Source organism: Bradyrhizobium sp. AZCC 1588, assembly GCF_036924735.1.
Classification (GTDB): domain Bacteria; phylum Pseudomonadota; class Alphaproteobacteria; order Rhizobiales; family Xanthobacteraceae; genus Bradyrhizobium.
Genome location: NZ_JAZHSC010000001.1, coordinates 6,062,385 through 6,087,191 on the forward strand (window position 1 = coordinate 6,062,385; position 24,807 = coordinate 6,087,191).

Annotated in this window: 24 protein-coding genes and 1 pseudogene; 14 read left to right on the forward strand and 11 right to left on the reverse strand. The window is 60.0% G+C overall.

Annotated features, from left to right (window positions below; all coding sequences use genetic code 11):
- Positions 1-160 precede the first annotated feature (160 nt).
- Positions 161-328, forward strand: coding sequence for a hypothetical protein (locus V1277_RS28105; protein ID WP_334374814.1), 168 nt, complete (start codon positions 161-163; stop codon positions 326-328).
- 106 nt (positions 329-434) lie between these two features.
- Here the strand turns inward: V1277_RS28105 and V1277_RS28110 are convergent, their stop codons facing one another.
- Entirely contained in the window at positions 435-638 is a 204-nt protein-coding gene (locus tag V1277_RS28110) for a hypothetical protein (RefSeq protein WP_108522340.1), read from the reverse strand.
- 124 nt (positions 639-762) lie between these two features.
- On the opposite strand from V1277_RS28110, the gene V1277_RS28115 reads away from it, so the two are divergent.
- The gene (locus V1277_RS28115) at positions 763-1,494 is read left to right on the forward strand and encodes a Crp/Fnr family transcriptional regulator (protein WP_334374816.1); all 732 of its coding nucleotides are present in this window, start codon (positions 763-765) and stop codon (positions 1,492-1,494) included.
- 1,035 nt (positions 1,495-2,529) lie between these two features.
- On the opposite strand, the gene V1277_RS28125 is transcribed toward V1277_RS28115, so the two are convergent.
- Entirely contained in the window at positions 2,530-2,733 is a 204-nt protein-coding gene (locus V1277_RS28125; protein WP_108522338.1) for a CsbD family protein, read from the reverse strand.
- A 748-nt stretch (positions 2,734-3,481) separates the two neighbouring features.
- On the opposite strand from V1277_RS28125, the gene V1277_RS28130 reads away from it, so the two are divergent.
- The 5 genes from V1277_RS28130 (at position 3,482) to V1277_RS28150 (ending at position 7,146) form a co-directional block, all read left to right on the forward strand.
- The gene (locus V1277_RS28130; protein ID WP_334419104.1) at positions 3,482-4,315 is read left to right on the forward strand and encodes a YihY/virulence factor BrkB family protein; all 834 of its coding nucleotides are present in this window, start codon (positions 3,482-3,484) and stop codon (positions 4,313-4,315) included.
- A 62-nt stretch (positions 4,316-4,377) separates the two neighbouring features.
- Complete coding sequence (locus V1277_RS28135) at positions 4,378-5,406, forward strand: DUF3618 domain-containing protein (protein ID WP_334419105.1); 1,029 nt, start codon at positions 4,378-4,380, stop codon at positions 5,404-5,406.
- 8 nt (positions 5,407-5,414) lie between these two features.
- Positions 5,415-6,020, forward strand: coding sequence for a hypothetical protein (locus V1277_RS28140; protein ID WP_244608609.1), 606 nt, complete (start codon positions 5,415-5,417; stop codon positions 6,018-6,020).
- Complete coding sequence (locus tag V1277_RS28145) at positions 6,017-6,412, forward strand: phage holin family protein (protein WP_334374819.1); 396 nt, start codon at positions 6,017-6,019, stop codon at positions 6,410-6,412. The genes V1277_RS28140 and V1277_RS28145 overlap by 4 nt, the downstream gene beginning before the upstream one ends.
- On the forward strand, positions 6,409-7,146 hold the full coding sequence (locus V1277_RS28150; RefSeq protein WP_334419106.1) for a hypothetical protein: 738 nt from the start codon (positions 6,409-6,411) through the stop codon (positions 7,144-7,146). The genes V1277_RS28145 and V1277_RS28150 overlap by 4 nt, the downstream gene beginning before the upstream one ends.
- Before the next feature lie 114 nt (positions 7,147-7,260).
- On the opposite strand, the gene V1277_RS28155 is transcribed toward V1277_RS28150, so the two are convergent.
- Entirely contained in the window at positions 7,261-7,767 is a 507-nt protein-coding gene (locus V1277_RS28155) for a YciE/YciF ferroxidase family protein (RefSeq protein ID WP_108522332.1), read from the reverse strand.
- A gap of 906 nt (positions 7,768-8,673) precedes the next feature.
- Between V1277_RS28155 and V1277_RS28160 the strand changes: the two genes are divergently transcribed.
- Positions 8,674-11,076 carry an AI-2E family transporter gene (locus V1277_RS28160; protein WP_334419107.1) on the forward strand — a complete coding sequence of 801 codons (2,403 nt, stop codon included), beginning with the start codon at positions 8,674-8,676 and terminating at the stop codon, positions 11,074-11,076.
- Positions 11,077-11,853: 777 nt separating this feature from the next.
- A complete protein-coding gene (locus V1277_RS28165; protein ID WP_334419108.1) occupies positions 11,854-12,636 on the forward strand; it encodes a transglutaminase-like domain-containing protein in 783 nt (260 codons plus the stop codon).
- Between the two features lie 941 nt (positions 12,637-13,577).
- Here the strand turns inward: V1277_RS28165 and V1277_RS28170 are convergent.
- The 6 genes and pseudogenes from V1277_RS28170 to V1277_RS28195 form a co-directional block, all read right to left on the reverse strand.
- A complete protein-coding gene (locus V1277_RS28170) occupies positions 13,578-13,958 on the reverse strand; it encodes a hypothetical protein (protein ID WP_108522363.1) in 381 nt (126 codons plus the stop codon).
- A 288-nt stretch (positions 13,959-14,246) separates the two neighbouring features.
- Positions 14,247-14,372 carry a hypothetical protein gene (locus tag V1277_RS28175; protein WP_334419109.1) on the reverse strand — a complete coding sequence of 42 codons (126 nt, stop codon included), beginning with the start codon at positions 14,370-14,372 and terminating at the stop codon, positions 14,247-14,249.
- Positions 14,365-15,292 (reverse strand): annotated as a pseudogene (ligD, locus tag V1277_RS28180) (non-homologous end-joining DNA ligase). The gene V1277_RS28175 and the pseudogene ligD overlap by 8 nt, the downstream one beginning before the upstream one ends.
- Positions 15,293-15,652: 360 nt before the next feature.
- Entirely contained in the window at positions 15,653-15,859 is a 207-nt protein-coding gene (locus tag V1277_RS28185) for a hypothetical protein (protein ID WP_057849544.1), read from the reverse strand.
- A 282-nt stretch (positions 15,860-16,141) separates the two neighbouring features.
- Positions 16,142-16,639, reverse strand: a complete 498-nt coding sequence (locus V1277_RS28190; RefSeq protein ID WP_334419110.1) for a hypothetical protein — start codon at positions 16,637-16,639, stop codon at positions 16,142-16,144.
- 352 nt (positions 16,640-16,991) lie between these two features.
- On the reverse strand, positions 16,992-17,444 hold the full coding sequence (locus V1277_RS28195; RefSeq protein WP_334419111.1) for a DUF7947 five-stranded beta-barrel domain-containing protein: 453 nt from the start codon (positions 17,442-17,444) through the stop codon (positions 16,992-16,994).
- Between the two features lie 84 nt (positions 17,445-17,528).
- Here V1277_RS28195 and V1277_RS28200 point away from each other — a divergent pair, with 84 nt between their 5' ends.
- On the forward strand, positions 17,529-17,927 hold the full coding sequence (locus V1277_RS28200) for a response regulator (protein ID WP_334419112.1): 399 nt from the start codon (positions 17,529-17,531) through the stop codon (positions 17,925-17,927).
- 1 nt (position 17,928) lies between these two features.
- Positions 17,929-18,336 (forward strand): response regulator, encoded by a 408-nt coding sequence (locus V1277_RS28205; RefSeq protein ID WP_334419113.1) that lies wholly within the window; start codon positions 17,929-17,931, stop codon positions 18,334-18,336.
- Positions 18,337-20,113: 1,777 nt separating this feature from the next.
- Here V1277_RS28205 and hemA read toward each other — a convergent pair.
- Both hemA and V1277_RS28215 read right to left on the reverse strand, forming a co-directional pair.
- Entirely contained in the window at positions 20,114-21,349 is a 1,236-nt protein-coding gene (gene hemA, locus V1277_RS28210; RefSeq protein WP_334419114.1) for a 5-aminolevulinate synthase, read from the reverse strand.
- Between the two features lie 64 nt (positions 21,350-21,413).
- A complete protein-coding gene (locus V1277_RS28215) occupies positions 21,414-22,052 on the reverse strand; it encodes an SCO family protein (RefSeq protein ID WP_334419115.1) in 639 nt (212 codons plus the stop codon).
- Between the two features lie 206 nt (positions 22,053-22,258).
- On the opposite strand from V1277_RS28215, the gene V1277_RS28220 reads away from it, so the two are divergent.
- The 3 genes from V1277_RS28220 to V1277_RS28230 all read left to right on the forward strand — a co-directional run bounded on the left by V1277_RS28220 (position 22,259) and on the right by V1277_RS28230 (position 24,742).
- Positions 22,259-23,014, forward strand: coding sequence for a carboxypeptidase regulatory-like domain-containing protein (locus tag V1277_RS28220; protein WP_442894525.1), 756 nt, complete (start codon positions 22,259-22,261; stop codon positions 23,012-23,014).
- Between the two features lie 130 nt (positions 23,015-23,144).
- Positions 23,145-24,275, forward strand: coding sequence for a metallophosphoesterase family protein (locus V1277_RS28225; RefSeq protein ID WP_334419116.1), 1,131 nt, complete (start codon positions 23,145-23,147; stop codon positions 24,273-24,275).
- A gap of 11 nt (positions 24,276-24,286) precedes the next feature.
- Entirely contained in the window at positions 24,287-24,742 is a 456-nt protein-coding gene (locus V1277_RS28230; protein WP_334419117.1) for a c-type cytochrome, read from the forward strand.
- Positions 24,743-24,807: the final 65 nt, after the last annotated feature.

Here is a 24,807-nt window from a genome sequence, read left to right on the forward strand (position 1 = left end):
GCGGCGGGCGTGGGCTCTGGTCGCTACAAGGCTTGCGCGAGCGCATGGACGAAGAGAGACCGGGCCTCCAGCGAATTTATGGCGGTGAAAAGCCGGCCGCAAAGATGGCGCCCAAGAAAGTCCAAGGGCGTGCGGGCCGAGAAGAAGGTAGGCGCTAGAAATGCCAGCATGCCAAGATACCTTTTCCGTGTGGACCACGACCGACCTGAGCCGGACGAGGAGGGAGAAGAACTGGCCGGATGCGCAAGCCGCGTGGCGCGAGGCAACGGTGACGGTGGGGCAGATCATTCAGGACCTCGATGGGAGGTTGCGTCCCGGCAAGGATTAGCGACTGGAAGTGACCGACGAATTCGCGAACCGGCTGTACGTCATCCACCTCTACGCCGAAAAACCAAAGTGATGGCTTGGGCGAATGCTGAAGGCTGAACGGCCGGCTATTTCGGGCTGCGCAATTCCGGGGATGCCAGCCACCGGTCTATCGCGGCTGCAGCATCACTGGAGACCGCTGTCTGTATCAGACGGTCGCGTTCCTGGCCCGGCGGTAAGCCGTCGGCTTTTGCGCGCGCGAGAGACGCGACTTGTTTCAAGCGTTCCTGAAGCGAAAGGACCGGGCGGCTGCGGTTGCGCTTTTTCTTCATGTTAGATCTCCTGCGAGATCTGAACTTTCCACATCGCAGCGGCCTCATCCTTAACCTTTGTTGGGAACCGCGCCCTTCCGCGCCCGTTTTTCCAGAGAAAGTGGACCGCGAAGGAGAATCTGGTTTGGATAAAGAATCGATCGTCGCGACCCTATTACGGCGGCTTGATGCGGTCACGGGGCTCGATGAGGCGGACATCGCCGCCATCCGCGCGCTTCCGATTGTCGTTCGTCCGTGGGAGGCCGGACGAGCCATCGTTTCCGACGGCGACCGCCCGACGGAATGCTGTCTGGTGATCGAGGGATTCTGCGTGCGCTCCAAAACGATAATGAACGGCCAGCGGCAAATTCTTTCCATTCATATCTCCGGGGACATCCCCGACCTTCAGAGCCTATATCTGCACCGCATGGACCACGATCTCATCAGCTTGGTCCCCTCCAGGTTGGGCTTTATCAGTCACGCCGCGCTGCGGGCTATGACGCGCGGGAATCCGAACATCACCGAGGTGCTCTGGCGCGACACACTGATCGATGCCGCGATGTTCCGGGAATGGATTGTCAATGTTGGGCAACGGCCGGCCGCGAGCCGGCTTGCTCACATCGTCGTTGAGTTGCGCAGACGTCTCGCCATCACGGGCTACACGGAATCAGGCGCGTTCGAGATGCCTCTCACGCAGGAGCAGATTGGCGAGACGCTGGGCATAACGCCAGTGCACGCCAACCGAATCATCAAACAACTGCGCGATGAGAACATCCTCGATATCAACAGGGGCCGGGTGAGGGTGCTCAACGAAACTAGGCTTGCGGAACTGGCGCAATTCGACGACCGCTATCTTCACCAAAGTCCGTCCTTATGAGGGGGACGCAACGAATCCTTTTTCTAAGGAAGTCGTGTAGCCGAAATAGCAGCGCTTTTCCATGCGCAGCTCCCCGGGAGCGATCGGCAGACGCTGGACGGATCAAGATATCGACGATCTAAAGCGCATGGCCAGTACTATTCCGCACCGCAGATTGCCGAACTGACCAAGCGGACCGTCGGGGGCGTCGTATTCAAAGCCTATCAACTGGGGCTTTCCTTGCGATCCAACCGACACGCAAGAGAGCAGGCTGCCGTCGCGGAATAGGGAAGCCCACAGACCATCGGGAATGCTCGGTTTGTCCGATATGGGACATACGCGACGCCAAAAAAACGGACTGCCTACCGGCAGCGCGCCGGAGAAACGTGCCGTTTGCCAAAAACTGAGGACCCTGACGGCGTCCACGGCTTGGGCGTCCGGGCGCTGGCCGTCATTATGGGAGCGGCGCTCGCCTCGTTGATCGGCGCGGCCAGTCTCAATCGAACGCCTTCGATGCGAAGCCCTGCGCAGGCCAGCGCGGCCAAGCCGTTCCTGAGCTATGAGCTTGACCGGCTGTTTCGTGCCAGCCGTCGTGCGCCCAATGTTGATCTCTGCGCCGAGCGCGCTGAGACCGGGCGCATCCTTCTCACCACCTCAAGTCATAGCGGCCTGAGTACGGACGATCGCGCCTATCTCATTCAGCAGGTTGGCGCGCTTACGGGACTCTCTGCGGCCGATGCAGAGCGAAGGGTGGACAGCGTCATTGTAAACGCCGAGACCGCTGTTACGCAGCACAGTCATCCTTGCCTTCTCGGTCGCGACCGCCGTCTTGCTTGGCGCCGTGGCTGCATGGGCGGTCGCGTGCGCCGGCGGACGGCATCGCGACGGTGCTCTCGTGCCGGAATGGATGGCTCGATCAGGTGCGATCGGCCGACGGCATGAGGCGATGGTGCCGTAGGGCAAGAGTTGCGTAGATCGCCCGCGCTGCAACGGCATAAGCGCGGCAGAGAATTGTCCTCGCCCAAATAAAAAGCCCCGCTAAAGCGGGGCCTTTTGTTACCACCCCTGGCTTCCGTACCAGGCGTCGATCTCTTTCTTGGCCTGGTCTTTGGCATAGCCATACCGCTGCTGCAGACGGCCCTCGAGTTGGTCTTGCTTGCCGTCTATGACATTGAGGTCATCATCGGTAAGCTTCCCCCACTGTTCTTTGACCTTGCCCTTCATCTCCTTCCAATTACCTTCAACGCGGCTCCAATCCATGCGGTCCTCCATTTAGTGCCCGTGACGAAACGTGTCGCTGCTTGCATAGTTCCTAACAGAGACATCCTTACTGACTGCGTTACTCCAGACGCAGAGACCGGAATTCAACGATGCGGCGTCACGCCGGTTGGGCTCGCTGGTCGAATGCAACCGCTGCAAGGCGGGCGAGCCTGCCGCCTGACGCCCTCCGTGACCGCGCGACACGCTCTGGGAGCTGGAGGCGTCGCTGAAATGCCGGTTTTCCTGGCCGGTGCCCGTGATCAAGCTGACCGCGCGAGATCACGCCCCACAAATGGGGTGAATCCGGAGGAGCGATAAACCGCGAGACCGCAACGCGGCGTTGTCATTCGATTTCGGAGCGGTCGCAAGGCCGCGCGATCCCGAGCGCATTAGGAACATTGCCTAGTATTCCAACGTTGAGAGTGTCCGTCCGATCACACGAGTGTGCAACCGCCATGGCGACTCTAGTCACGCGCAACCAATTCAATGTCACTCCGCAAGGGTGGTGCATAAGCCGGCGGAGGCTGCTTTCATCCCCAGTCGTGGCGACCCACTTTCAGGAACGATGCGGCTAGGTCAGCTAGTCAACCAGCGGGCCAACGGGCGGGGATACCGCGCGGAAGACGTTCTGAGAATTATGGGAGAACTTTGGAAGGAGTTTGTTGCCAGCAACCCGGAGATGTTCACTACGAGCTCAGCGCCCTGCTAATCGTTTGGTGGCGCGTTCGAGGGAGGCGAGGGAAAACCAATGGGACTTTTGTGGCGGGTCCTGAAGGCGGCGGCATCCGGCTTTATCGCTAATGATGCCCTAAGCCGCGGAGCTTCCATCGCCTTCTATGCCGCCACGTCCCTGGCGCCCGTACTCCTTATCGTCGTGGCTATCGCCGGCTTGGCGTTCGGGCAGGATGCCGCTCGCGCCGCGATCAGTGATGAGCTCGGCCGGTTGTTGGGACCAACCGGCGGCGACTTCATTAAATCCATCCTGGCCCGATCAAGCGATCCGACGTCAGGCGCGACCGCAACCGTCGTGGGCGTCGTCACGGTGCTGGTAACGGCATCCGGTGTGTTCGGCGAGATGCGCACGGCACTGAACGCAACGTTCAAGGCCGAGCCGACGGACGAGCCAATTTTCTCCTTGATCCGGAGCCGGGCAGCCAGCCTTGGCCTTGTCGCCGCACTGGGCTTCATGCTGATCGTCTCGCTGGCCGCGAGTGCCGGGCTATCCGCCCTGGGGCACTGGTCGACCGGCAAGGCCGTGCTCAGCGCGCTCAACGCGGTCGTGTCACTTGGCATCTTCACGCTATTGTTCACAGCGATCTACAGGGTACTGCCGGGCACGACGATCTACTGGCGCCATCTTCTGCTGGGCGCTTTTGTCACAGCCCTGCTGTTCACCGTCGGGAAATCGCTGATCGGATGGTACCTCGGTCAGGCAGCCCCGAACTCGACCTATGGCGCCGCGGGCGCGCTGATCGTCCTGATGTTCTGGGTCTACTACTCCGCGCAGATATTCCTGTTCGGCGCGGAATTAACGAAGGCGATCGATGACGCGCGCGATCCAGCGGCGCGCAACGAGCGTTAGGAACGATTCAATAGTGCCTGAGTTCGTTCTCAAAACAACACGAACGCACAGGCGGTGACGACATGACACGATCCGTGGAGGAGCTACGACGGGACTCCGAGCAAAGCCGCGCGCAGCTTGCGGCAACCGTCGACCGGCTGAGGGAGCAGATCGCCGACACCGCAGAAGACATCCGCTACAAGGTCTCGCCGGAAAACCTCAAGGCTGAGGTGAGCGGCTTCATCAGTCACAAGACCCACGGCTGGATGGATGCGCTGAAGCAACAAGCCATGGATAATCCGATGCAGGCAATCGCCGCGGGCACCGCGATCGCCGTGCCCGCGATGCGCCTGGCCCGCGGCTTCCCACTACCGCTCTTGATGATCGGTGCCGGCCTTGCCCTAAGTTCGAAGACTGTTCGCGATCGCGCCGCGGAAGCGGCAGCGCCAGGAATTGACAAGGCGAGGGAGGTTATCGACGAGACCGCGGAACGCGCCCAGTATCTGGGTGACGGTATGCGGAAAGCGATGTCCCACGCTGAGCGTCAGGCAGCCGGCATGGCCGGTGAAGCTCGTGAAACCGCAGGCGGAATGGCAGATGCGGCGAGCGGAATGGCTGGTGACCTGAGGGATCGCGCGGCGCAGGCCGCCGATGCCGTCGCCGAGGTCAGGTCCGGCATGGATGCCGCTTCGGAGATAGCCAAGGAGAAGATGGAGCGCGTTCGCTCGACTGCGACGAACGCGGCGACGGCTGCTCCCGCGACTGCAAGCAAGGTGATCCGGGACAACGTCGCATTGATTGGCGGCCTCGGCGTGGCGATCGGCGCGATCCTTGCTGCTTCCCTTCCGAGCACCAGGGTCGAGGCGAGCGTGGCCGGTGAAGCGAGCGACCGCGTCAAGCGCGCCGCCGGCACGGCGGCTCAATCCGGATTTGAGGCGGCCAAGGACACGGTGCTGTCGGCGGCGGATGCCGCGGCAAGAAGCCTGTCCGAAGCCGACCTCGGCGGACACGCCAGCCGCATCACCGAAGGCGTGACCGAGAGACTCAAAGAGGTGGCCGACGACGTCGTGACAACGGCCTTCGATCCTTCCCGAAACCCGCCAGCCAAATAGAGGCCGCCATGAGCGATACGGATCTTAACACCCGCGATAAGAATTCTTCCCAGAACCAGAATACGGGCTCGTCCCAGAACCCGAAGGACCAGGTGGCGGATGCCGGCGCTGAGATCAAACAGCGCGCCGGTGATGTGCTGAGGGCGTCGACGGACACCGCACGCGACAAATTCAAGGAGGCGGCCGATGCCGCCAAGGAGGCTGCAGCCGGAACTGCGGATCGTTTCCAGGATCAGGCGCGTGAACAACAGCGCTCGGGTGCCGATTTTGTCGGCCGCTTCGCCGGCAACATCAGGGATGCGGCGCGCGCATTCGAAAACGACGTGCCGTTCGCAGCCCGCGGCATCAATTCGGCGGCCGAATATGTCGACGAAGCCGCCGACAAAATCCGCAACGGAAGCTTCCGCGATCTGGTCGATGGCGCGACGGATTTTGCCAAGCGGCAGCCTGCGGCCTTCTTGGGTCTGTCGGTGCTGACCGGTTTCGCCGCTGTCCGCTTCCTGAGGGCATCGGGAAGCGAGAGCTCTTCACGCCAGGGCTCTTCCTCATCGTCATCGTCCTACGAGCCGTCATCATCCTACAGCTCGGGATCCTACAAAGGTGAGGCGTCATGAGCACGAAAGCCGATCTTCGGACGATCTCGCACCTTTTCGGCGACGCGCTTTCGCAATTCGCAAAACTGTTCCAGAACGAGTTTGATCTCGCCAAGGCCGAACTCGGCGAGAAGGTTCAGCAAATCGGTGGCGCCGTCGGCCTCATTGCGGCCGGTGCCGTCCTGGTTATTCCCGCGATCGTCATGGCGCTGTTTGCGCTTTCCGCGGCCTTGATCGCGGGCGGCTGGTCGCAGCCGGTCTCTTATCTGATCTCCGCGATTGTTGCCGCGGTGCTCGCAGGCATCTTGCTTGCGGTCGGTATGAATCGGCTCGACACACGTCATCTGGCGCCGCGAGAAACGTTGCGTCAGCTCGAAAAGGACAAGGACACCGTGAAGGGAATGGTGCGATGATCGGTTCACAAGGGAGTTTCATGGATGGTCTGGCCGCGGCTGCCCGGGAAAACCCGCTCGCCGCAGCCCTGATCGGAGGTGGCGCGCTGTGGCTGCTTATCGGCAGCGACAAGCTGAAGAACGCCGCCGGTTCGGTCACGTCAGCGGCCGCGCCGCTCGCCGATCTCGGCGCGCGTGCCCAAAGGTCGGCCGCCTCCAGCTGGGACGATACTTACGGTTCCATGCGGAATCGCGCCTCCCGAATGCAGGACGAAGCCTCGCGCGATATCAATGAAACGGTCCGCAACGCCAGAATGGCCACTTCCGATGCGATGTCCGGCGCGGCGGAAACGATGAGCGAGCAATTCGACGAAGGCGTGGCCGGCGCCCGGGAAATGTTTGACCGGGTGGGCCGGGCCTTGCCGAGGAAGGAAACTCTGAGGCAGGCGCAGTCCTCGCTGTCCGATCTCCTGGAAAGGCAACCGCTGGTGCTTGGTGCCGTAGGCCTTGTGATCGGCGCCACGGTGGCGGGCGCCCTGGCCAAGTCGGGTCTCGAAAAAGAGTGGGTGGGGGACTTGAGTGACAGCCTCAAGGCAGATCTGAAGGTGCGTGCCGGGGCCGTGTCGCAAAGCGTCCGAGAGGGGGCCGATACGCTCAAACCCGAATTCGAAGATGCCGGCGCCCAATACGTCGATCGCGTCAAACAGGCGGGCCAGGATGCGATGGAGGCGGCCCGAGAGAAAGTAGGATCGTAAGAACACTCTGTTGTCGCCGCCTTTCGGAGGATGTTCAGCCCGGTCCGGTATTCGGTAGAATGGCCCCAGCGCAGTAGCGCTGGGGCCGTTTGTAGGTGGTATCGGGTCGCTTGGTTATGCGGCTTTCGCGGTCTCGGCGTGCTGGTTGACCTCGGATTCCGCGAGCTGACTCAGGGCACTGTCCGTTGCCTTCTCTTCCTTAAGGGTTGCATCGAGCAACTTCACTGCATCGGCGTAACCCAATTCGTTTGCCCAGGTCTTGAGGGTGCCATAACGCGAAATCTCGTAATGCTCGACGGCCTGTGCGGCAGCGAGCAGACCAGCGTCAAGGGCCGGCATACCCTTGTACTCGTCCATAACTTCCTTGCCTTCTTCGATGATTCCCACGATGGCATCGCAGGTCTTGCCCTTCGGCGTTTCGTCGATCGACGCGAATACCTGCTCCAACCGCTCGACCTGGCCGTCGGTTTCGGCCATGTGCTTTTCAAACGCAGCCTTAAGCTTCGGCGACTGCGCGGCTTTGGCCATTTTCGGCAGGGCGGACAGGATCTTCTTCTCGGCGAAGTAGATATCCTTCAGTGTATCAAGAAACAGATCTTTCAGTTCTTTCTCTCTAGCCATAGAACCCTCCAGGTTAATTGCTGGTACCAAACAAGATTGCCGTTGACTTGTTCCTAGCCGAAACCACTTTCCCTTGCGCAGATCAGACACTAAGTCGCCTGGGTCAGAAGCGCAGCATTTCCGAACATGAAAAGTAGAGCGATCGTGATCAGGGCCGGGAGCATGAGCGATCCGAGACAACCCAACCGGTCTATTCCCGCTCTGGACGGCGAAACCCTTCAGCTCGTAGCCCCAGATCTGCACGCGCGGGAGCGGCAGGAGGTACTGGAAGCCCAAAGAGCAATGTACGAAACCAAATATCTGGGAAGCGTTAGGGCATTCACCGGTTTGCGGGACGTGTCGAGACACTAAGGGAGGCGGCGGGCAAACTTGCGCTCCGCTCGCTACTGAACGTCAATGATGCCATGGCATGCGGGGACGACGTCGAACATGGCTAGCCGGATCCACGATTAGTCGGGCTAGCGCTTGGAAAGCTGGGGATCTCAGGATAATCGGGGATGCTCCTTATGAACGTCAAGGCTGCGAGCGGAGCAGGCACCTGCAGCCGGCGAGCTTCTTACAGGTGAGTTTGCCAAGCAAGCGCGACTGGAGGCTGGCCGTTTCGGAATGAACTACCCTATAAACAGACATCGTTACCGTGTCGGCAACTCAAAGGTGCCATGACGCTGCCGAGGGCACCGATGGTGGATCAAGACCGCTGGGACCTCGAAATTGACACCGCCTGAGTGACCGCTGATCAGCCTGCCGTTACCTAGGCGCGGATCATCTCGATCGCTTCCTCGCGGAACGTGTGCATGTCCCGTCGTCTGTGAAGCCGACGATTTATTGCCCGTGCAAGCTCGCGACACGAATTGCATGATGGGAACTTGCTGGGTCCGTTCGCGTTTTCGTGTGAGGCGCAGCACAATGCATAATTTGCCTACAGCCTCAGGGCGTCCATCATCAAACCAGGTCCGCGCGGACGCGGTCACGTCTCGCGAACTGGATATTGTAAGAGTTGCGGCCGCCCTGGTGTCGGGCGCGGTCATCCTTGCTGGCCTGTATTTCGGCCGTGAAATACTCATACCACTCGCGATCGCGTTCCTGATCACATTCGCGCTGAACCCGCCCGTCACATGGCTTGCCCGGCTCGGCCTGCCCAGACTGCTCGCGACGAGCCTTGTCATGGTAACCGTCGGATGCGCCCTGGTTGGACTAGGCGTTATTCTCGGCGCACAGGTCCGTTCGATCGCTGTCGAATTGCCGGCCTATCAATCGACGATACTGACGAAGTTGGCGGATCTACGCCAGAATCTTAAGGCACCCGGATTGTTCGACGGCGTGCTGAAGACAGTCGAACGCGTACAGAAGGAGGTCGAGTCAAAGGACGACAAACCCGCGGAAGGCCCGGTGCCACAGCGTGTCGAAATCGTTCCCATGCCGCAAACGCCGTTCGAGCAGGCATTTGCCTGGCTTGTGCGGTCAGCGGAGCCGCTGGCTACGGCCGGCATCGTCTTGATCTTCGTCTTTCTGGCGCTGCTTGATATCGGCGACCTTCGCGACCGGTTTCTACGACTATTGGGTGGCAACTTCCATCGTTCGACCGATGCGATCCAGGAGGCTGGTGCGCGTATCAGCAGGTATCTTCTGATGCAGCTACTCGTAAACGTCAGTTACGGCGTGCCGCTCGCTGCCGGCCTCTGGATCATCGGCGTACCAGGCGCGCTTCTGTGGGGCGCCGTGGGCGTGGTCATGCGCTTCATCCCCTATGTCGGCCCACTGATTGCTGCGATCTTTCCAGTCTCGATCGCTTTTGCCGTCGACGATGGCTGGAGCATGTTGCTATGGACCGTTGCGGTGATCGTCATCCTCGAGTTGATAAGCAACAACATTGTCGAGCCCCTGCTATATGGTTCGAGCACCGGCCTGTCGGCCATATCGCTGATCGCCGCGGCGATATTGTGGACAGCGCTTTGGGGTCCCGTGGGGCTGATCCTCTCCACCCCTCTCACGGTTTGTCTACTAGTCCTCGGGCGTAATCTGCCGCAGCTGCGCTTCCTCGACACTATGCTCGGTTCGACGCCTGCACTGGATGTACCCGCCCGCATCTATCAGCGACTGATTGCAGATGATGCCGACGAAGCTGTCGAGATCGCAAGCGCCGAAATCGAAGAGTCTTCGATTATATCATTCTACGATGCAATCGGCATTGAGGTCCTTCGTCTGGCAAGCGAGGAGTATCTCCAGAACGCAAGCGCTGAGCACCGCCTGCGTCTGGCAAGCGGAATGGACACACTGCTCGACGATCTCAGGGATCAATACCCAGCCTCCCTGAGTCCGGAGGCAAAGCCAACGGTCCTGTGCATCGGAGGAAAATGGGAGATCGATGCCCTCGCCGGCGAGATGCTAGCCCACGCGCTTGGTTTCGAACGGATCGCCGCAGCTTCCCAACCCGCTGCAAGCGTCAATGCCGACTATCTGGCTAAACTCGACCTGAAGGGCGCGGACATTGTCTGCCTCAGCTACTTTACGCCGAACCCAGCCATCCCCGCCCGCCACGTCTGCCGGCGTCTGCGAAGACGATGGCCGGATCTGCGCATCGTTCTAGCGCTATGGAGGGCGCCCCCGGAACTGTTGACCGACGAATCCCTCGCAGCGCTCAAAGCCGATGCTGTCGTGACTTCGGTCGAGGAGGCGGTCCGTCGTATTCACCGCGTCGTCGACCCTGAAGAAGCCAAGGTGGTCCAACAAGCCCCCGTGCCTGACAACGACGCAGAGCGTGTCGACGCGCTGAAAGCGACTGGGGTCTTAGAGGGTGACAAACGTGAAGCGCTGGATGCTCTCGCCAAGCGTGCGGCGGACGTATTCAACGTCAGCGTTGCCGTGATCACCACTATCGATAAGGACCGCGAATACTTCGTCGGACAAAGTGGAAAATTGCCGGATGCCATCACCGACGATACAGGTACGCTGCTGCCGATGGACCGCGAACATGCGATCTGCAACTACGTAGTAGCCAACGACGAGACGCTAGTGGTCTCGGATATCGAGCGCGACCCGCGCTTCGCCGATAACGAGACGATCGAGCAATGGAACGTGCGCTTCTACGCTGGGGCGCCGCTACGCGCAGCTGACGGTCTGATAATCGGAGCGCTATGCATTCTCGACTCCGAACCCCGCACCCTGGACGGAGACGAAGTCGCATTGCTTGAAACGATGGCCGCTGATGTTGTAGCCACCATTACCACGAGTGATGCGGATGAAGAAGCGCCAGAGAAATCTGCACCTGCTACCTCATCGGCAGCGGTCGGGCAGGAGGTGCCTCAGTAAGCGCCAACTCCGGGGTTCAGGCGGACGCCGGCCACCGCAAGGTTGCACAAGCGAGTCGCATTTCTTCGCGCATCACTGACCAGATGACCTATGAGCGGCTTAGGGCGTGGGTCGAGGAACTTAGACAGAGGCTTGGACAACGTCTGGCCCGCCCAGCGGACCAGGGAAGAGATTAGAGCGCGCCCACGAACTTTGGGACAGAACGGACGGCCAGCAACCGCGACCTGGAGTTCTGGCTTCAAGCCGAGTCTGAAATACGGCCGAACGGCAAGTGTGAAGCTATCGCGCTAACCCCAAGATGTGTGCCTTGAACGTCCGGATCTGTCCATCCAATTGCCATAGCTCGACGTCGCGGCCCGTCAACAAGTTGCCTATCTCCGGCATCTGCGCCGCGCGTGGCAACAGTCAGCGAAATGGGCCATGTGCCGTGCCCTCAAGGCCCGATTTTCAGCAGCTTTGAACGATGTTCGGGGGCATGCTTCGTCGCGTAGGCGGCCGCGATAGCCGATTTACGAACGGCCGAAGAGGGCAAACGGGTGCGCAGCACCGGTCTTGAACTTCGGTTCTCCTCAGTAGGCGTACAGCAGCACTAAAATCTAGCGCCAACTCGGGTCAATGGCTATACGTCGGATCAGGCCAAGCGCGTTCTGCGTAGCGAAACCGGAACGAGCCTCGCGAGTGTTTTACTGCTCGTCACCGCGTTCGCACTTGGAACACCTGATCATAATTCACGCCAGGGTGCCCTGGTTGGTTTGGCTTGAGGGCCGCATTAAACTCTTGATCAAGGCCGAACTCGTCTATGCTTTCGCGCAAGCAACGCAGGTTATCGCTATCATTGAGGCTTCACATACGAGCGATCAAAAAATCCTTTCGGAATCGCTCGACATTCAGCCACCGGCGCTATTGCTCTTCGACAAGACATCATACGGTGACCGGAGCATACGCGCCTCGTTCTCTGGCGAAGTGGCGATCCGTTATCAGGCCGTGGTGGAAAACAATCTTCGGCAGCTCCTGCCGCCGGCCGGTCACCAGCATCTATGGTCGGACCTTCCCACCGACGTGCTCCCGTTTCTCCTGCCCAGCCGCTTTTGCCCGTCGGACAAGTTCATGCGATTTGCGCAACGCGAGTTCGGCGGAGCCGGCGACGGCGTGGCGCGAGTTATGTCGATCTTGGATTGGATTCATCGCAACGTTGACTATGTGTCGGGCGTCAGCAACGCTGAGACGACCACGGAGCGGACGTTTATAGACCGCGCGGGCGTCTGCCGCGATTTCGCGCATTTGGGCATCACGCTGGCTCGCGCACTCGGCATTCCGGCCCGCGCCGTCAGCGCGTATGCGCTTCAACTGGACCCGCCTGACTCCCACGCAGTCTTCGAAGTTTATCTCGAAAATAGTTGGTGGCTGATTGACGCGACGCAGCTTGCGCCGATTGAAGGGATTATCCGCATCGGCAGTGGCCGGGATGCGTCGGATATCGCATTTCTGACCTCGGACAAGCAGTGCCAGGTCTTGAGACAGACGATTGAGGTTTCGAAAACCCCATCGGTTACTGGCTGAGCCATTGCTGCCGTATTCCCACGTCGGCATACTATCGGGACCCCCGAAGGGGATGGATTTTAAGTGCGGCCGAAAGCGCTCAGTAGCCGATCGCTGTGGGGATGAGAGCAGCGCAAATCCATAAAGCGGGCGCGCACTAGAGCTTAGGCCGGCAATAAGGATCCAAAGACCGAAGCAGACGATGAAGGCCGAGATCGTATAGGCGGCCGCGTCTTCCATGTTCGATCCAACAGCAAACCGAGATCAATCGCCTCTAGGACTCGCTACGGGCTAAAACGTTCCGGCGTGCGCGGGCGACCGCCCCTGGCGCGGGCCTGTTTCTTTCCGTGTGAGTACGTGGCTCGCCATGCTCGGTCAGTGGCTCGCCGGCTTCTAAGTAATCCCCCCGGGCTCATCCCGACGGGTTACTTTTTGCCAGCGTCGGCCGGACGTCTCCGCCGGTCCGCGGTTGTGTTAGCGGCGACGGAATCTTGCGAGGAGCGGGACAGTCCCGGCATCAGGCCATGCGGTGTAACGCCCGCGTGGTATTGTCTTTGGGGGGCGGTTGGGGTGCTCGCCAGCGCCTTTTGAGCCATCCCTTTAGCAGCGGCTACGGACGCCGTGATTTTGGCTAGGGTGCTTTCTCATCGGATCTTCGTCTTCTTCGCTGACTCAACCCAGGGTTAAATCGTACGTACGAGCACGAAAGCATCTCTGGAGCGCTTGCTACCGAGCCGGCCGGCTCCTCCGCGCTTCTAATCACGCCGGGGCGCGACCAGGGAGTTGCAAAAAAAGCCCGCCAGGCCGAGTCGTTGGCTAGCGCCAACTGGACCCTAGCAATTTCGTGATCGACCTACCAAGCCTAGGCGAATAAGTCAGCGCTGCGTTGCGTGGGCCTTACAGCTAGCCACAAAAGCAGCGGGCCGATAGGCCCGCTGCACGTCAATTCGGACGGTCGACCTTTACTGTTTGCTGCGATCGACTTGCGTACCTGTGGGGTTCGGAGACGGCGGCGTCGGACGGTTGGTCGTCGCCGCGCCCGTGGTCGTGCCGGGCTCGGTGTTGGTCTTGCCCGAAGGCCCCGCAGGGTTGGCCGGCTGGGTCTGCTGCGCGGTCTCGCTGGGCGGCGTGGTGCCCGCCTGGTCCACGCTGTTGTTGTTCAGGCCGTAGAACACGACACCCAGCACAACTGCGATGGCGATGGCGTACATTGCGACCTTGGTGCCGCTGGCGGGACCTTCGGCGAGCTGGGGATCGGCTTGCAGCTCATTATCGCGACGCCGCATTTCCTCTTTACTACGGCCCGCACGATGGAGATCGTTCGGATTGGGTTGGTATGCCATGAATTCGTTCCTCCGGTAGCGCCCCGGCTAAGCGAACAGGACAATGGCCGGCGCTCGCTGATGTTCCGCGCCAATGTTGCGACCACCGGCCACATAGCAGCGTCCACCTCTATTGAGCGGCCGCATTTGTAATCGGAACAATAGACCAAGACGCGCGACGAACCCGATTCGTGCATTTCGCTGAAGGTGATTTTTTGCGATCGTTTCACCACTCGTCCCCAGTGGCCCGACGTCAGGCTCAGGCGTACTCGTCTGTCTGAGTTACGGCCGGTCTCTTGTACCAGGGCCTCATTGACCTTGGCGCGGTCGCGCCGCGCTTCCGGCGGTAGCGACATGACGATGAATGTCGGCCAGGATCGTCAGACTGTCGAGCGGCTTGTTTGCCCATTCCCAGAACCGATCGAAATCATCCATCAAGGTCCTCCCGTGGGCCTCTGAAGAAGGGATGGCGCACCTTGCCCTCACCCGATTTGGCTCGGTACTCGATTTCGGCAAGCAATTCCGGCTCAACCCAGATGCCCTTGTGCGCGATCCGCTTGGCATAGGGCTAGGTTTTTCGGATCAGTGGCGTCAGGCGCTTGCGCAGCTCGGCGGATGATTGCTTGTCGAAGCCGTGATCGACCTTGCCGGCATAGATCAGGTCATCGCCCTTGCGGCGGCCGACGTAGATGCCGTCCCGGTCGTTGCCATCGAGGGCAAAGCCCGCGATGGTCAGCGTCTCGCGCTGGGCGCAGGTTTTCTTGACCCAGTCCCTGCCGCGCCCCGATGGGTAGCGGCTGTCGCGGACTTTGGAGACGACGCCTTCGAGGCCGACCTTGCAGGCGTGCGCGAACATCTCTTTGCTGTCGACCTCGAAACTTTCGCTGAACTGGATCGCCGTCTTCTCGATTAACTTTTTAAGATGCGCTTTGCGCTCGATCAGCGGCAGCTTTCGTATGTCCTGGCCGTTGAGATAGATCAGGTCGAAAGCAACCATGATGATCCGTGTTGACTTTGCCGCGCAGCTCGTTCTGCAGCACCGAGAAATCCGTGGTGCCATCGACGGCCGGCGCCACCAGCTCGCCGTCGATGATCGCGCTGCCGGCGTTGATCAGATAGGCGTCGGCCGCGACTTTGCTAAAGCTTCTGGTCCAATCATTGCCGCGTCGGGTGAAAACCTTGATCGCATCATTGTGGATATGGAGCTGGACGCGATAGCCATCGAACTTGATCTCATGGATCCAGCGGTCGCCGGACGGCACCTTCTCGATCGACGTCGCCAGCGCGGGCTCGACGAAACCGGGGAAGGGCGCCTTCGCGCCGATCACCGCCGCTTTTTTGCGCTGAAACGCCACGCCCAAAGGCTCCGACTCAACAAATTAGATCTTCAATACTACGGGTCGTATTCATTCCTGAATTGCTGCTGCTCCAGCGCCCGGGAACATTCGGAAGAAACAAGGATTCTCCCTTCGTCATCAGATGTAAAGCAACGGGAGGACGAGCGCGGCAATCAATAAACCGGTAGGCGACAACGCCAGACACCGCCGCAGGGGGAAAAACTTCGACGTGAAGAATGCTTTTTTGTTGAGGGAACCGGCAAGCATGCTTCATCCGTCCTGGCTCCGGGGAGGGAAAAATTTCGTCGATATGGTCACCCTGCGGATCAACTACCGCTTCGGCTGGGGCGCGGCCCGATTGAACCTAGCACGGCGAAACTAGTCGATTGGCACGAGCCGTTCGTTCCACTGCGCCGCTAGGTTCTTGATCTGGTCGAAATTCAGGATCGCCGGTTCACCCTCGCGGACGATTGTTGTCCGCTTGCGTTCCTTGGGTAGCAATGTCATCGCGCGCGAAACTGCCGCGCGCAGTTTCATCGAGCCGTGATCTGTGAGGGTGACGAACTCTTCCGGGTCAAGGGCCATGGGTCCACGCCTACGCTACCGGCTGGCCCGCAAGCCAGCACACGCGCCCCGAATGCCCAACTCTCCAGATAATCCAACTTGGTTAATAACCAGTTATCGTTCGGCTCTGTCATTTTGAATTGGCGCGCGCGGTACATGCGTACTTGAACCTCGACCCATGCGTCGCCCGATTTCAAATGGTTGGCCTAAAGGAGGCGGCTGCCGTCAAGCTCACAGCAGGGGTGTTCGCTCGTGCCGCACCTGCCACGGTAGCACTCAGTGAGCCATGGCAGTCGCAATGGATCAGGCTACCGCTGTCAACCTGCTATCAGCATCCGGGTTTGCGCAAAGCAGACGCTTGCGAATGGCCTCTTCAACGAGCGCGAGCACCTCCTTGGCTTGTCGCGCTTCAGCTTCAGCAACTTCGGCACGAAGCTCTACGGCCGTCAACTTATCCTCCTGAGCTTCAATAAAGGACTGGGCTTGTTCCAGCGCTCGGCACGCATGTTGCAGCTTACGTTCAGCGGTGACGATGAGTTCACGTTGTGCCCGCTCGGCGGCCTCCGCTCGCATTTCGGCAAGCCGCAATCTTTCTAAGGCGCTTGTGCAAAGCGACTGGGCACGGGCTTCGGCATCGCGTGCGTGCTTCTCCATACCGCGGAAGACATCGGCCGCTTGACATACCAGATCGAGGGCTGTTGCTCCCTTGTCTGGTGCTAGCGGTGAGGGAAAGGTCAGGACGTCCTCCTCCCCTCCAACTGACGCTCTGGAATTACGCTGCGCCATGTAGTTCAAGCTCATCGCGAACACACACGAGTAGCATCATGAATAGCTATGGTTAACGGATGGTTAACGGTTGTATGCCGGGAGTCGTCGCGACGGCGCCGGCGGGCAGTGGCACGCGAAGTCTATCAGCAACGTCCTTGAACGCGCTTAGAGTGCGAAGAGTAGAGCGAACGTTTTCTGGCAATCGAAGCATTCTTCACTCCTCCCTGGGGGAGGAAAAAATTAGCGCACCAAAGCACGCTTATTGAAATGGGCCGTCAAAAAGGGGGCCTTTACTCGCGGACATCGTTAAATTCGGGCCAAGCGCGCCGCTACCTATCATGCCGCGACACGCGACCTGCTTCGCAGGCATGCCGCGCCCAGCGGCTTAGGTTTTCGCGGCGCGTCGCTTCGGCGCGAGCCTCGCGCCCGTAATGAACAGCCGATGCAGCTTACCGTCTTTCATTGTCGGTTGGGCAACAACACGGAGGATGGCCCCTTCATCGAGAGCCTTCGTGTAGACGTTGTGAGGCGCTTCGAGCGTAGCGTCGGCAATCTTGCCCGAGACGATTTTCCTCTGATCCAAAATCTCAATGCGGCATGCGCCGTTCGTCTTGAACACGCCGTGGATTCTTACGTCATAGGTGACCGGCTCTCCTAGCGTCAACTGATCGGGTGACCGCAACACCTCCGCCGCCGGCTCGTCGAACGGCCTCCTCAAGGAAGCTCCGACGTAGGAGCCGAGGCCCACCGCGCTCTCGCCCTCGTCCTCAGTCCTTGGTTCAGGCCGGCGGCAGTCCTCCGCGAGCGCATCGAGCGTCGGTCGCCGGATTTGCGGCATTTTTCGACCCCGTCCGATGGACAACTTGGACTTGGAACCCTAGCCGTCCCGACAAGTTAGGTCCAAGCCGTGAGGGAGGACCCCATGGAATTTGCTCCAATGGAGGAGCTGGACCGAAGACCGACTCGGATACTGCTCGTCGAGGACGAGTTTTTCGTTCGGGTCGACATAGCAGTTGCGCTTCGGGGATCAGGATTTCATGTGGTCGAGGCAGTGACCGCAGACGAAGCGTGGGCCTTCCTTGAAGCGGGAGAGTTGCCGGACCTGCTTTTGACCGATGTTCGCACACCCGGCGACCTCAATGGGCTCACTCTGGCAGAGCGGGTCCGCAGCAGGCTTCCGAACTTGCCAATCATTATAGCTTCCGCCGACATCACAAACGAGAAGGAAGCGACTCGGATCGGCAAATTTGTCTCCAAGCCGTATGACATCCAGTGCATCGTGCAACTGCTCGCAAATATTGCGGGCGAGCCACTGAAGTAACATGACTGCAAACACAATTCTGGTGGTGGAGAGCGAGATCCTCGTTCGCCAACCGCTCGCCCAATACCTTCGAGACTGCGGGTACAGCGTTATTGAGACGGCCAGCGGTGAAGAAGCTCGACAGGCATTCTCGAATGGCAAGCTGCGGATCGACGTAGCCTTGATCGACGTACACTCGCCAACCGAGAGCGGATTTGCGCTCTCAGCCTGGATCAGATCGCATTTCCCAGACGTGGAATTGATGTTGGCCGGCACTGTGGCGAAAGCCTTGCAGAGTGCCGGCAACCTGTGCGACGAGAGCCCGGCTGCCGGCAAACCTGCAGACTACAAACCGGTCCTGGATCACATCCGGCGGTTGCTGGCGAACAGAAAAGCTACGATTGCAAAGGACGAGCCGGACACAATTTAGCGCCCTGCAAAGCGTCTACACAATCGTTCGAGCGGCGGCCTACGAGTCCAACCCGACCACTTAACTTACTGTTCTTAGACTGGCGAGCTTCTGACCGACATCGTCAGTTGCCAAGCTATCTGCGGTCGGCCACGATTTTCCCACCAGATTTGCTCGCTCGAATGCGGCACAGCGGGAGTCTCAGTCCCAAGAGTGGATATCGCGCTGTATAACAAAAAACTGGCGCACCCGACACGATTCGAACGTGTGACCTTTGCCTTCGGAGGGCAGGGCTCATCGAAAGTGATGCGCCCCCTCAGAAATGTAAGCCGATCAAGGAGCTTTGATTCCGGTGGCCTCGCCGCAGCGCGTTTTCTTATGCTAACGCCGCTGATTCCTCGATGGCTCTTCACAGCTCTAGGCGAGCCCAAGACCATTGCGTTATTTTCAGTATCGATGGATCAAATCATCGGTTTGACGGTGGGATCGAACGGTCGTTGGTGTCCAAAAGATTCGCAGCATGACTCTTGTTTGGACCATCAACGTGCCAGACGCAGGAGCTGATCGCATGCTCTCGATTGAAGATATGGTCTGGAACAGCCAGAGGACGTTGGTATCAGCCACCGGCGGTCGGACGCTCGGTCAAAGCCAGGGAGCCTCGCGGCAGGTTCGCATGCGCGGGTGCGGGCTTTGGGATGACCTCAAAGCGTCACCTTTTCAAAGGCACTTTCGGGGTCGAAATGCACCTTATGCCTTGACAGATCCTTGCAACCCGTTGATATCGCAACAAATGCGAGCGCCCTCCGAGCGCACCAAAGGCAATAACCCATTGTTGCGAAAAGTATTTTCGCTATTTTTACTCCCACGTTGTTACTCGCAGTGGTGCTTTGTTTCGTCCAAATCTTCCCTGTTTGATCTCGCGCGTCTTGATCCAGTGCTTGCTCTTGTGGTCGTTACATCTTTATTTGACCAACGCCCCGCGAAGGAAAGCCACCATCTGCTCACGAGGGGCAGTGGCGTAGCCCAGCGTAGAAATCGGCGGGCTCGTGCTCTCATCCGTGCGCGACTGCGCGGCCTCCCGAGCTGCGTTTCCGTCAGACGACACCCGGGCAGCACCCTGCCGATTAGTCTTTGAGCAACCCACTGCCTCATGCCGGTGTCGCTCTATGACAGCCAAGGCGGCGTCTCAATCCAAAAGGGAAAGAGCGGACCGAATGTCGAGGTCAGCCTTCTTGCCGCTGCGAAGGAACGGACGTCCAAGCGGATGCGCGTGACCTGATGACCAATATGCCCAATGATGGATTGGAGCGAGAGTTCAAATTCTTCAATCAGTTAGAAGGCGGCGTGTGCACGAGGTGTGCACTGGGAGATCAAGAGAAGTCTATTAATGGCAAATCTGAGCAGCTCTCTCCGAGGCGTGTTGTAGACGTCGGGGTGCGTGCGACGCGGACGGATCGGATTGATTGGAGCAGAATGCTCCGCTTTCGATCGAGAAGCTGAACTCACTCATCTGAAATGGAGAACGGGACCGACCTTCGTCTTTCCCGGCGGGCAGGGGGGTGGCTGGTTCAGCGTTAGAGCGACGAATTCTAATGACGGGAGCTCGAGTCGCTCTCCCGCTACTCAGTTCTACGATGTTGCATATTTTTCTTCGACGTTCTGAGGAGTGCAAGCCTACATGCCTCATCGTCGAAAATGCCCGAAATCACAGTCCTTGAAGGTGACAAGCCAACTCCTCCTGTGCCCACTCGCGATCGATCCTTCGCGGCAACTCGCGCCTTCAGGATGCCGTCCAGATCTACGCGCTCATCTGCACGAGCGCCCGGTCCTCGCGCGGAAGGTCGAGCCGCTCCCAGACATCGATCAGCGCCTTGGCGAGCGCGTCGGTCATGCCGTCGTCGTGATGTGGCGAAGGCGTGATGCGCAGCCGCTCCGTACCACGCGGCACGGTCGGGTAGTTGATCGGCTGGATGTAGATTCCATGTTCGGTGAGCAGGAGGTCGCTGGCCGCCTTGCAGTTCTCCGGATCACCGACGAGGACCGGTATGATGTGCGTTTCGCTCGGCATGACCGGGAGCCCGGCCGCCGTAAGCACTACCTTCGTGCGCGCCGCGCGGTACTGATGCTGCTCGCGCTCCCAGTTGGAGTTCTTGAGGTGGCGGATCGCCGCGGTTGCGGCGGCACAAATCGCCGGCGGAAGAGCTGTGGTGAAAATGAAGCCAGGCGCGTATGAGCGCACCGCATCGATCAGCGCGGCATCGCCCGCAACGTATCCGCCAAGACAGCCGAAGGCCTTGGCAAGCGTTCCCTCAATGACGTCGACGCGCTGCGCGGCGCCTTGGCGTTCTGTGATGCCGCCGCCTCGCGGGCCGTACAGGCCGACCGCATGCACCTCGTCGCAATAGGTCATTGCATCGTAACGCTGGGCAAGATCACAAATGCCGTTGATGGGTGCGACGTCACCATCCATGGAATAGAGGCTCTCGAACACAACCAGCTTCGGCCGTTGGGGATCGGCCCGTTTGAGCAGCTCTTCGAGGTGTCCGAGATCGTTGTGGCGCCAGATATGCTTTTCCGTCCCGGACTGGCGCACGCCCTCGATCATCGAGTTGTGGTTGAGCTCGTCGGACAGGATCACACAGCCTGACATCAGCCGGGCAATCGTAGCAATACCGGTCTGGTTCGAGATGTAGCCGGATGTAAATACGAGCGCCGCCTCCTTGCCGTGCAAGTCCGCCAGCTCGTGCTCAAGCTCGACCAGCGGATGACTGGTGCCGGCGATGTTACGCGTGCCGCCGGCTCCGGTGCCCATGCGGGTCGCGGTTTCAACCATAGCGCCGATCACCTTCGGGTGCTGCCCCATGGCAAGATAGTCGTTGGAGCACCAGATCACGACGCTGCGCGGGCCCGCAGGCGAGTTCCAGATGGCGCGGGGATAACGCCCAGCGATGCGCTCAAGATCAGCAAAGACGCGGTAGCGCCGTTCGTCCCGTAACCGCGCGAGGGCATCAAGGAAATAGCCGTCGTAATTCACGGCAGCCTCCCTGGCTGCGACAGTCTCGAGCGCCCCGCGCAACCCCTTTGGTCAAGACACGCTCTCATTGCGTTGATCGTCCCTGATGACTTGCATTCTCGCGAGCCTTTGCCATCGCGCCGCGCACCGCCTCGGCGATGCGGTCGCCTGGCGTGTTGGCGTCGAACCCGCGCGCGAATTTGCCTTCAGGGTCCATCAGGTAGAGATAGGTACTGTGGTCCATGAGGTCGTTCTTAGCGTCCGGCCCGCTCTTATGAGGTGCGTAGTAGACCCCATACCCCTGGGCAACGGCAGCGATCTGCTGCGGCGTGCCCGTGAGCCCGACGATCCTCGGATCAAATGAGTGGGTGTAGTTCCCCATGACGGCCGACGTATCGCGCTGCGGATCGACTGTGATGAACAACGGTTGGAGCTTGTCGGCGTCGGGGCCGAGCTCCTCGAGCGCGGCGGCAATCTCAAGGAGTGCCGTCGGGCAGCTATCGGGGCACGAAGTGAAGCCGAAATAGACCAGAAGCCATTTCCCACGGTAGGTCTGATCCGTGACCGTCGTACCGTCAGGTGAGGTGAGGGTGAACGGACCGCCGATTGTTACCGGCGAGTTGGCTCCGCGTACGAGCGGTTGGCTCAACACCAAGACGGTCGCGACAGCAATCCCGAAAGGCATTGCCCGCCCGAGGTGCGAAAATATGGGACGGCGACGCATCAAATGCCTCCCCCTGGCGACGGTGCTTATCCGCCACAAATCTCCATCTCGTTTCAGCAGGTGTTTCTTAGACGATTTTTGCCCTCAAGCTTCATAAGCTTTGCTTAAGGTCTCGCAAAGCAGTTCTGATTTTCCTAGTCCCTGTAAATGGCGGTTAGCTCTCGACGAAATTTCCTGCGGACATCAAAGATCAAGAGAGTGCTGTGATGACTGGCTTAGCCATGAAGTGGCTGATAGGGGCGTCGTCGATGGTCGCGGCGGTGGCAACGCCGCTCCCGGCGCCAGCCTACGAAGCGGGCACGGTCGCGGGCGGCGGATCGATCACCGGTAAGGTCGTATTCAACGGACCCCCCGGCACCCGAAAGGTAATTCCGACAAAGGACATCGAGGTCTGCGGCGGCCCCTACGAGGAGACGCTCATCCAGGTCGGGCCGGACAAGGCGGTGCAGAACGCCGTCGTGTATCTGGCCGATATCGCGAAGGGAAAAGCCTGGCCGGCGGATGCCAAGAAGCCGGAGATCGACAACAAGAAGTGCAAGTTCGAACCCAACATCCAGGTGATACGTGTGGGCGGCCTGGACGTCGTCAACAGCGATCCAATGCTCCACAACACGCACGGTTATTACGGCAAGCGCACCGTGTTCAACCTCGCGCTCCCCAACCAGGGTCAGCGAATTCCCGTCGAATTGCCGCGGCCGGGCGAGGTGCGCATCGATTGTGACGCACATGGCTGGATGGAAGCGTTTATCTATGTCGCCGACAATCCCTACTACGCCATTACCGGTGCCGACGGCAAATTCACCATCTCCGACGTTCCGGCCGGAAACTACAAGCTGCTCGTGTACCACCCCTTCACCGGTCCGAACGAGCAAGCGGTGACCGTTGCGGCGGGGAAGCCGAGCGATCTGAACATCGAACTGAAGAAGGGCGCCGCTTCGATGCAAGGTGGCTCCGGCAAGTAACGACGTCCGCGGCTCGACACGCGACAATCGAGCCGAAGGAACAAGAACGTAGCGAGGTCGCGAAGAGTCAGATTCGCCGTGCGGCAAAGGAGTGACGTCTTGTAACGACCCATCGCAAGGGAGGAAACCCATGTCCGAGCTTGAGCGCGATCGGCGTGAAATGGCCGCGGTGCTCCAACAGCCCGGGGTGCATCCCGACCCCTCGCTGCGGATTACCCGGCGCACCTTTGTTCACAAATCATGTCTCGTCGGAGCCGCGACCGTAGCCGAGACCTTCGCTTGGTGGCCGCTGCTCAACACCCTCGACATCGCTTATGCGGCTGAAGCGCCATTCAAGTTTGCCTGGATCTCCGACACCCATCTCTATCCGAAGTCCCTCAATACGCGCTTCGTCGAGAAGACGGTGCGTGCCGCCAAGGAGGTGCAGGCCATGAGTCCGCCGGCCGACTTCCTGATCTTTGGCGGCGACCTGGCCCAGCTTGGCAAGGTCGAGGAACTCGAACTCGGCGTGGAGATCCTGAAAGAAATCAACATTCGCAAGGTCTTCATCCCGGGCGAGCACGATTGGTATCTCGACATGGGCAAGAAATGGGGCGAACTGTTCGGTCAGCCCCACTGGACCTTCGACCACAAGGGCGTGCGCTTCGTCGGGCTCGACACCGTCAGTCGCGGCCCGGACTATTGGACGGCGAGGAAGATGAGTCCCGAGGAGCGCATGGGTCACATGGCCACGCTCGACGGCACGGTCGCTGGCGCGTGGGCGGGCGTCGGTCGCGATCAGCTCGACTGGCTGCAGAAGACGCTTGCTACATGGGATCCGAACCGGCCGGTCGTCATCTTCAGCCACAATCCGCTCTACGAGTACTATCCGCCGTGGAACTTCTGGGTGCGCGACTGGCGCGAGGTGAACGAGGTGCTCAAGCCCTACACCAAAGTCACCAACATCCACGGTCACACGCATCAGGTGCTCTACAACGAAATCGGCACCATGCGCTCGATCGGCATGCTGGCAACCTCGTGGCCTTGGCCGTACGCGCCGGAGGGGGTGCCGAAGCTTACAAAGCCGATGATACGCGTCGACCCCGGTGATCACTTTGACGGCGTAGGTTGGGCCAAGATCGACGTCGGCGCCCAGGACAAAGTCGAAGCCGAATACGTCATGTGGCGCAAGCAGGTATTCGCGCAGTCCCCAGATGACTATGCGAAGAGCATTCCCGAAGTTTTGCGGCCTCGAATCGCCGACAATATCTGGCCATACTAGGAGGAATGGTCATGACCGCGCCCATTACATGGAGTTTCACCCTGTTCCGCGCTGCCCCGGCGGTAGCGCTGGCCGTTCTGGTCGGCCCTGCGGTTGCACACAAGGATCCGGTGACGCCGCAACTGCTGAACTCCTACCAGCAAGTGTTCATGGAGCAGGTCCGCAAGGGCGACCTGCTGTTCCACGGTGACGCAGCAACCGAGGAAGCGATGGGTGTCGTGTTGTCCAAAACGGGAATGGCCTGCGCTATGTGCCACCCCATGACGGCCGATACGCACCCCGCCACGTTCCCGAAGTTCCAGGCGCAGATGGCCAAGTTCGCGACGCTGCGCGACATGATCAACTGGTGCATCGAGAAACCGAACCAGGGAGAAAAGATCGCCGACGACTCGGAAGCGATGAAGGCCTTGGAAGCGTACATCTACTGGTCGCAGAGCGGCTCGGTGTTGAACCCGGGCAAGTTCTGATTTCGATGCTGCGAAGCGGAGGCTTCTAGCGCGGGTCATTGCTGTCGAAGCTGCGTCTATCCGGG

Excerpts from the sequence above, each read along its gene's own strand:
- V1277_RS28200 (WP_334419112.1), top strand. The coding sequence starts at position 17,529 with ATGGAATTTGCTCCAATGGAGGAGCTGGACCGAAGACCGACTCGGATA.
- V1277_RS28155 (WP_108522332.1), bottom strand. The coding sequence starts at position 7,767 with ATGGCTAGAGAGAAAGAACTGAAAGATCTGTTTCTTGATACACTGAAG.
- V1277_RS28215 (WP_334419115.1), bottom strand. The coding sequence starts at position 22,052 with ATGCGTCGCCGTCCCATATTTTCGCACCTCGGGCGGGCAATGCCTTTC.
- V1277_RS28110 (WP_108522340.1), bottom strand. The coding sequence starts at position 638 with ATGAAGAAAAAGCGCAACCGCAGCCGCCCGGTCCTTTCGCTTCAGGAA.
- V1277_RS28190 (WP_334419110.1), bottom strand. The coding sequence starts at position 16,639 with ATGAGCTTGAACTACATGGCGCAGCGTAATTCCAGAGCGTCAGTTGGA.
- V1277_RS28145 (WP_334374819.1), top strand. The coding sequence starts at position 6,017 with ATGAGCACGAAAGCCGATCTTCGGACGATCTCGCACCTTTTCGGCGAC.
- V1277_RS28150 (WP_334419106.1), top strand. The coding sequence starts at position 6,409 with ATGATCGGTTCACAAGGGAGTTTCATGGATGGTCTGGCCGCGGCTGCC.
- V1277_RS28230 (WP_334419117.1), top strand. The coding sequence starts at position 24,287 with ATGACCGCGCCCATTACATGGAGTTTCACCCTGTTCCGCGCTGCCCCG.
- V1277_RS28130 (WP_334419104.1), top strand. The coding sequence starts at position 3,482 with ATGGGACTTTTGTGGCGGGTCCTGAAGGCGGCGGCATCCGGCTTTATC.
- V1277_RS28125 (WP_108522338.1), bottom strand. The coding sequence starts at position 2,733 with ATGGATTGGAGCCGCGTTGAAGGTAATTGGAAGGAGATGAAGGGCAAG.
- V1277_RS28195 (WP_334419111.1), bottom strand. The coding sequence starts at position 17,444 with ATGCCGCAAATCCGGCGACCGACGCTCGATGCGCTCGCGGAGGACTGC.
- V1277_RS28205 (WP_334419113.1), top strand. The coding sequence starts at position 17,929 with ATGACTGCAAACACAATTCTGGTGGTGGAGAGCGAGATCCTCGTTCGC.
- V1277_RS28185 (WP_057849544.1), bottom strand. The coding sequence starts at position 15,859 with ATGGCCCTTGACCCGGAAGAGTTCGTCACCCTCACAGATCACGGCTCG.
- V1277_RS28170 (WP_108522363.1), bottom strand. The coding sequence starts at position 13,958 with ATGGCATACCAACCCAATCCGAACGATCTCCATCGTGCGGGCCGTAGT.
- V1277_RS28160 (WP_334419107.1), top strand. The coding sequence starts at position 8,674 with ATGCATAATTTGCCTACAGCCTCAGGGCGTCCATCATCAAACCAGGTC.
- V1277_RS28135 (WP_334419105.1), top strand. The coding sequence starts at position 4,378 with ATGACACGATCCGTGGAGGAGCTACGACGGGACTCCGAGCAAAGCCGC.
- V1277_RS28225 (WP_334419116.1), top strand. The coding sequence starts at position 23,145 with ATGTCCGAGCTTGAGCGCGATCGGCGTGAAATGGCCGCGGTGCTCCAA.
- V1277_RS28175 (WP_334419109.1), bottom strand. The coding sequence starts at position 14,372 with ATGGATGATTTCGATCGGTTCTGGGAATGGGCAAACAAGCCGCTCGAC.
- V1277_RS28105 (WP_334374814.1), top strand. The coding sequence starts at position 161 with ATGCCAGCATGCCAAGATACCTTTTCCGTGTGGACCACGACCGACCTG.
- V1277_RS28220 (WP_442894525.1), top strand. The coding sequence starts at position 22,259 with ATGACTGGCTTAGCCATGAAGTGGCTGATAGGGGCGTCGTCGATGGTC.
- V1277_RS28140 (WP_244608609.1), top strand. The coding sequence starts at position 5,415 with ATGAGCGATACGGATCTTAACACCCGCGATAAGAATTCTTCCCAGAAC.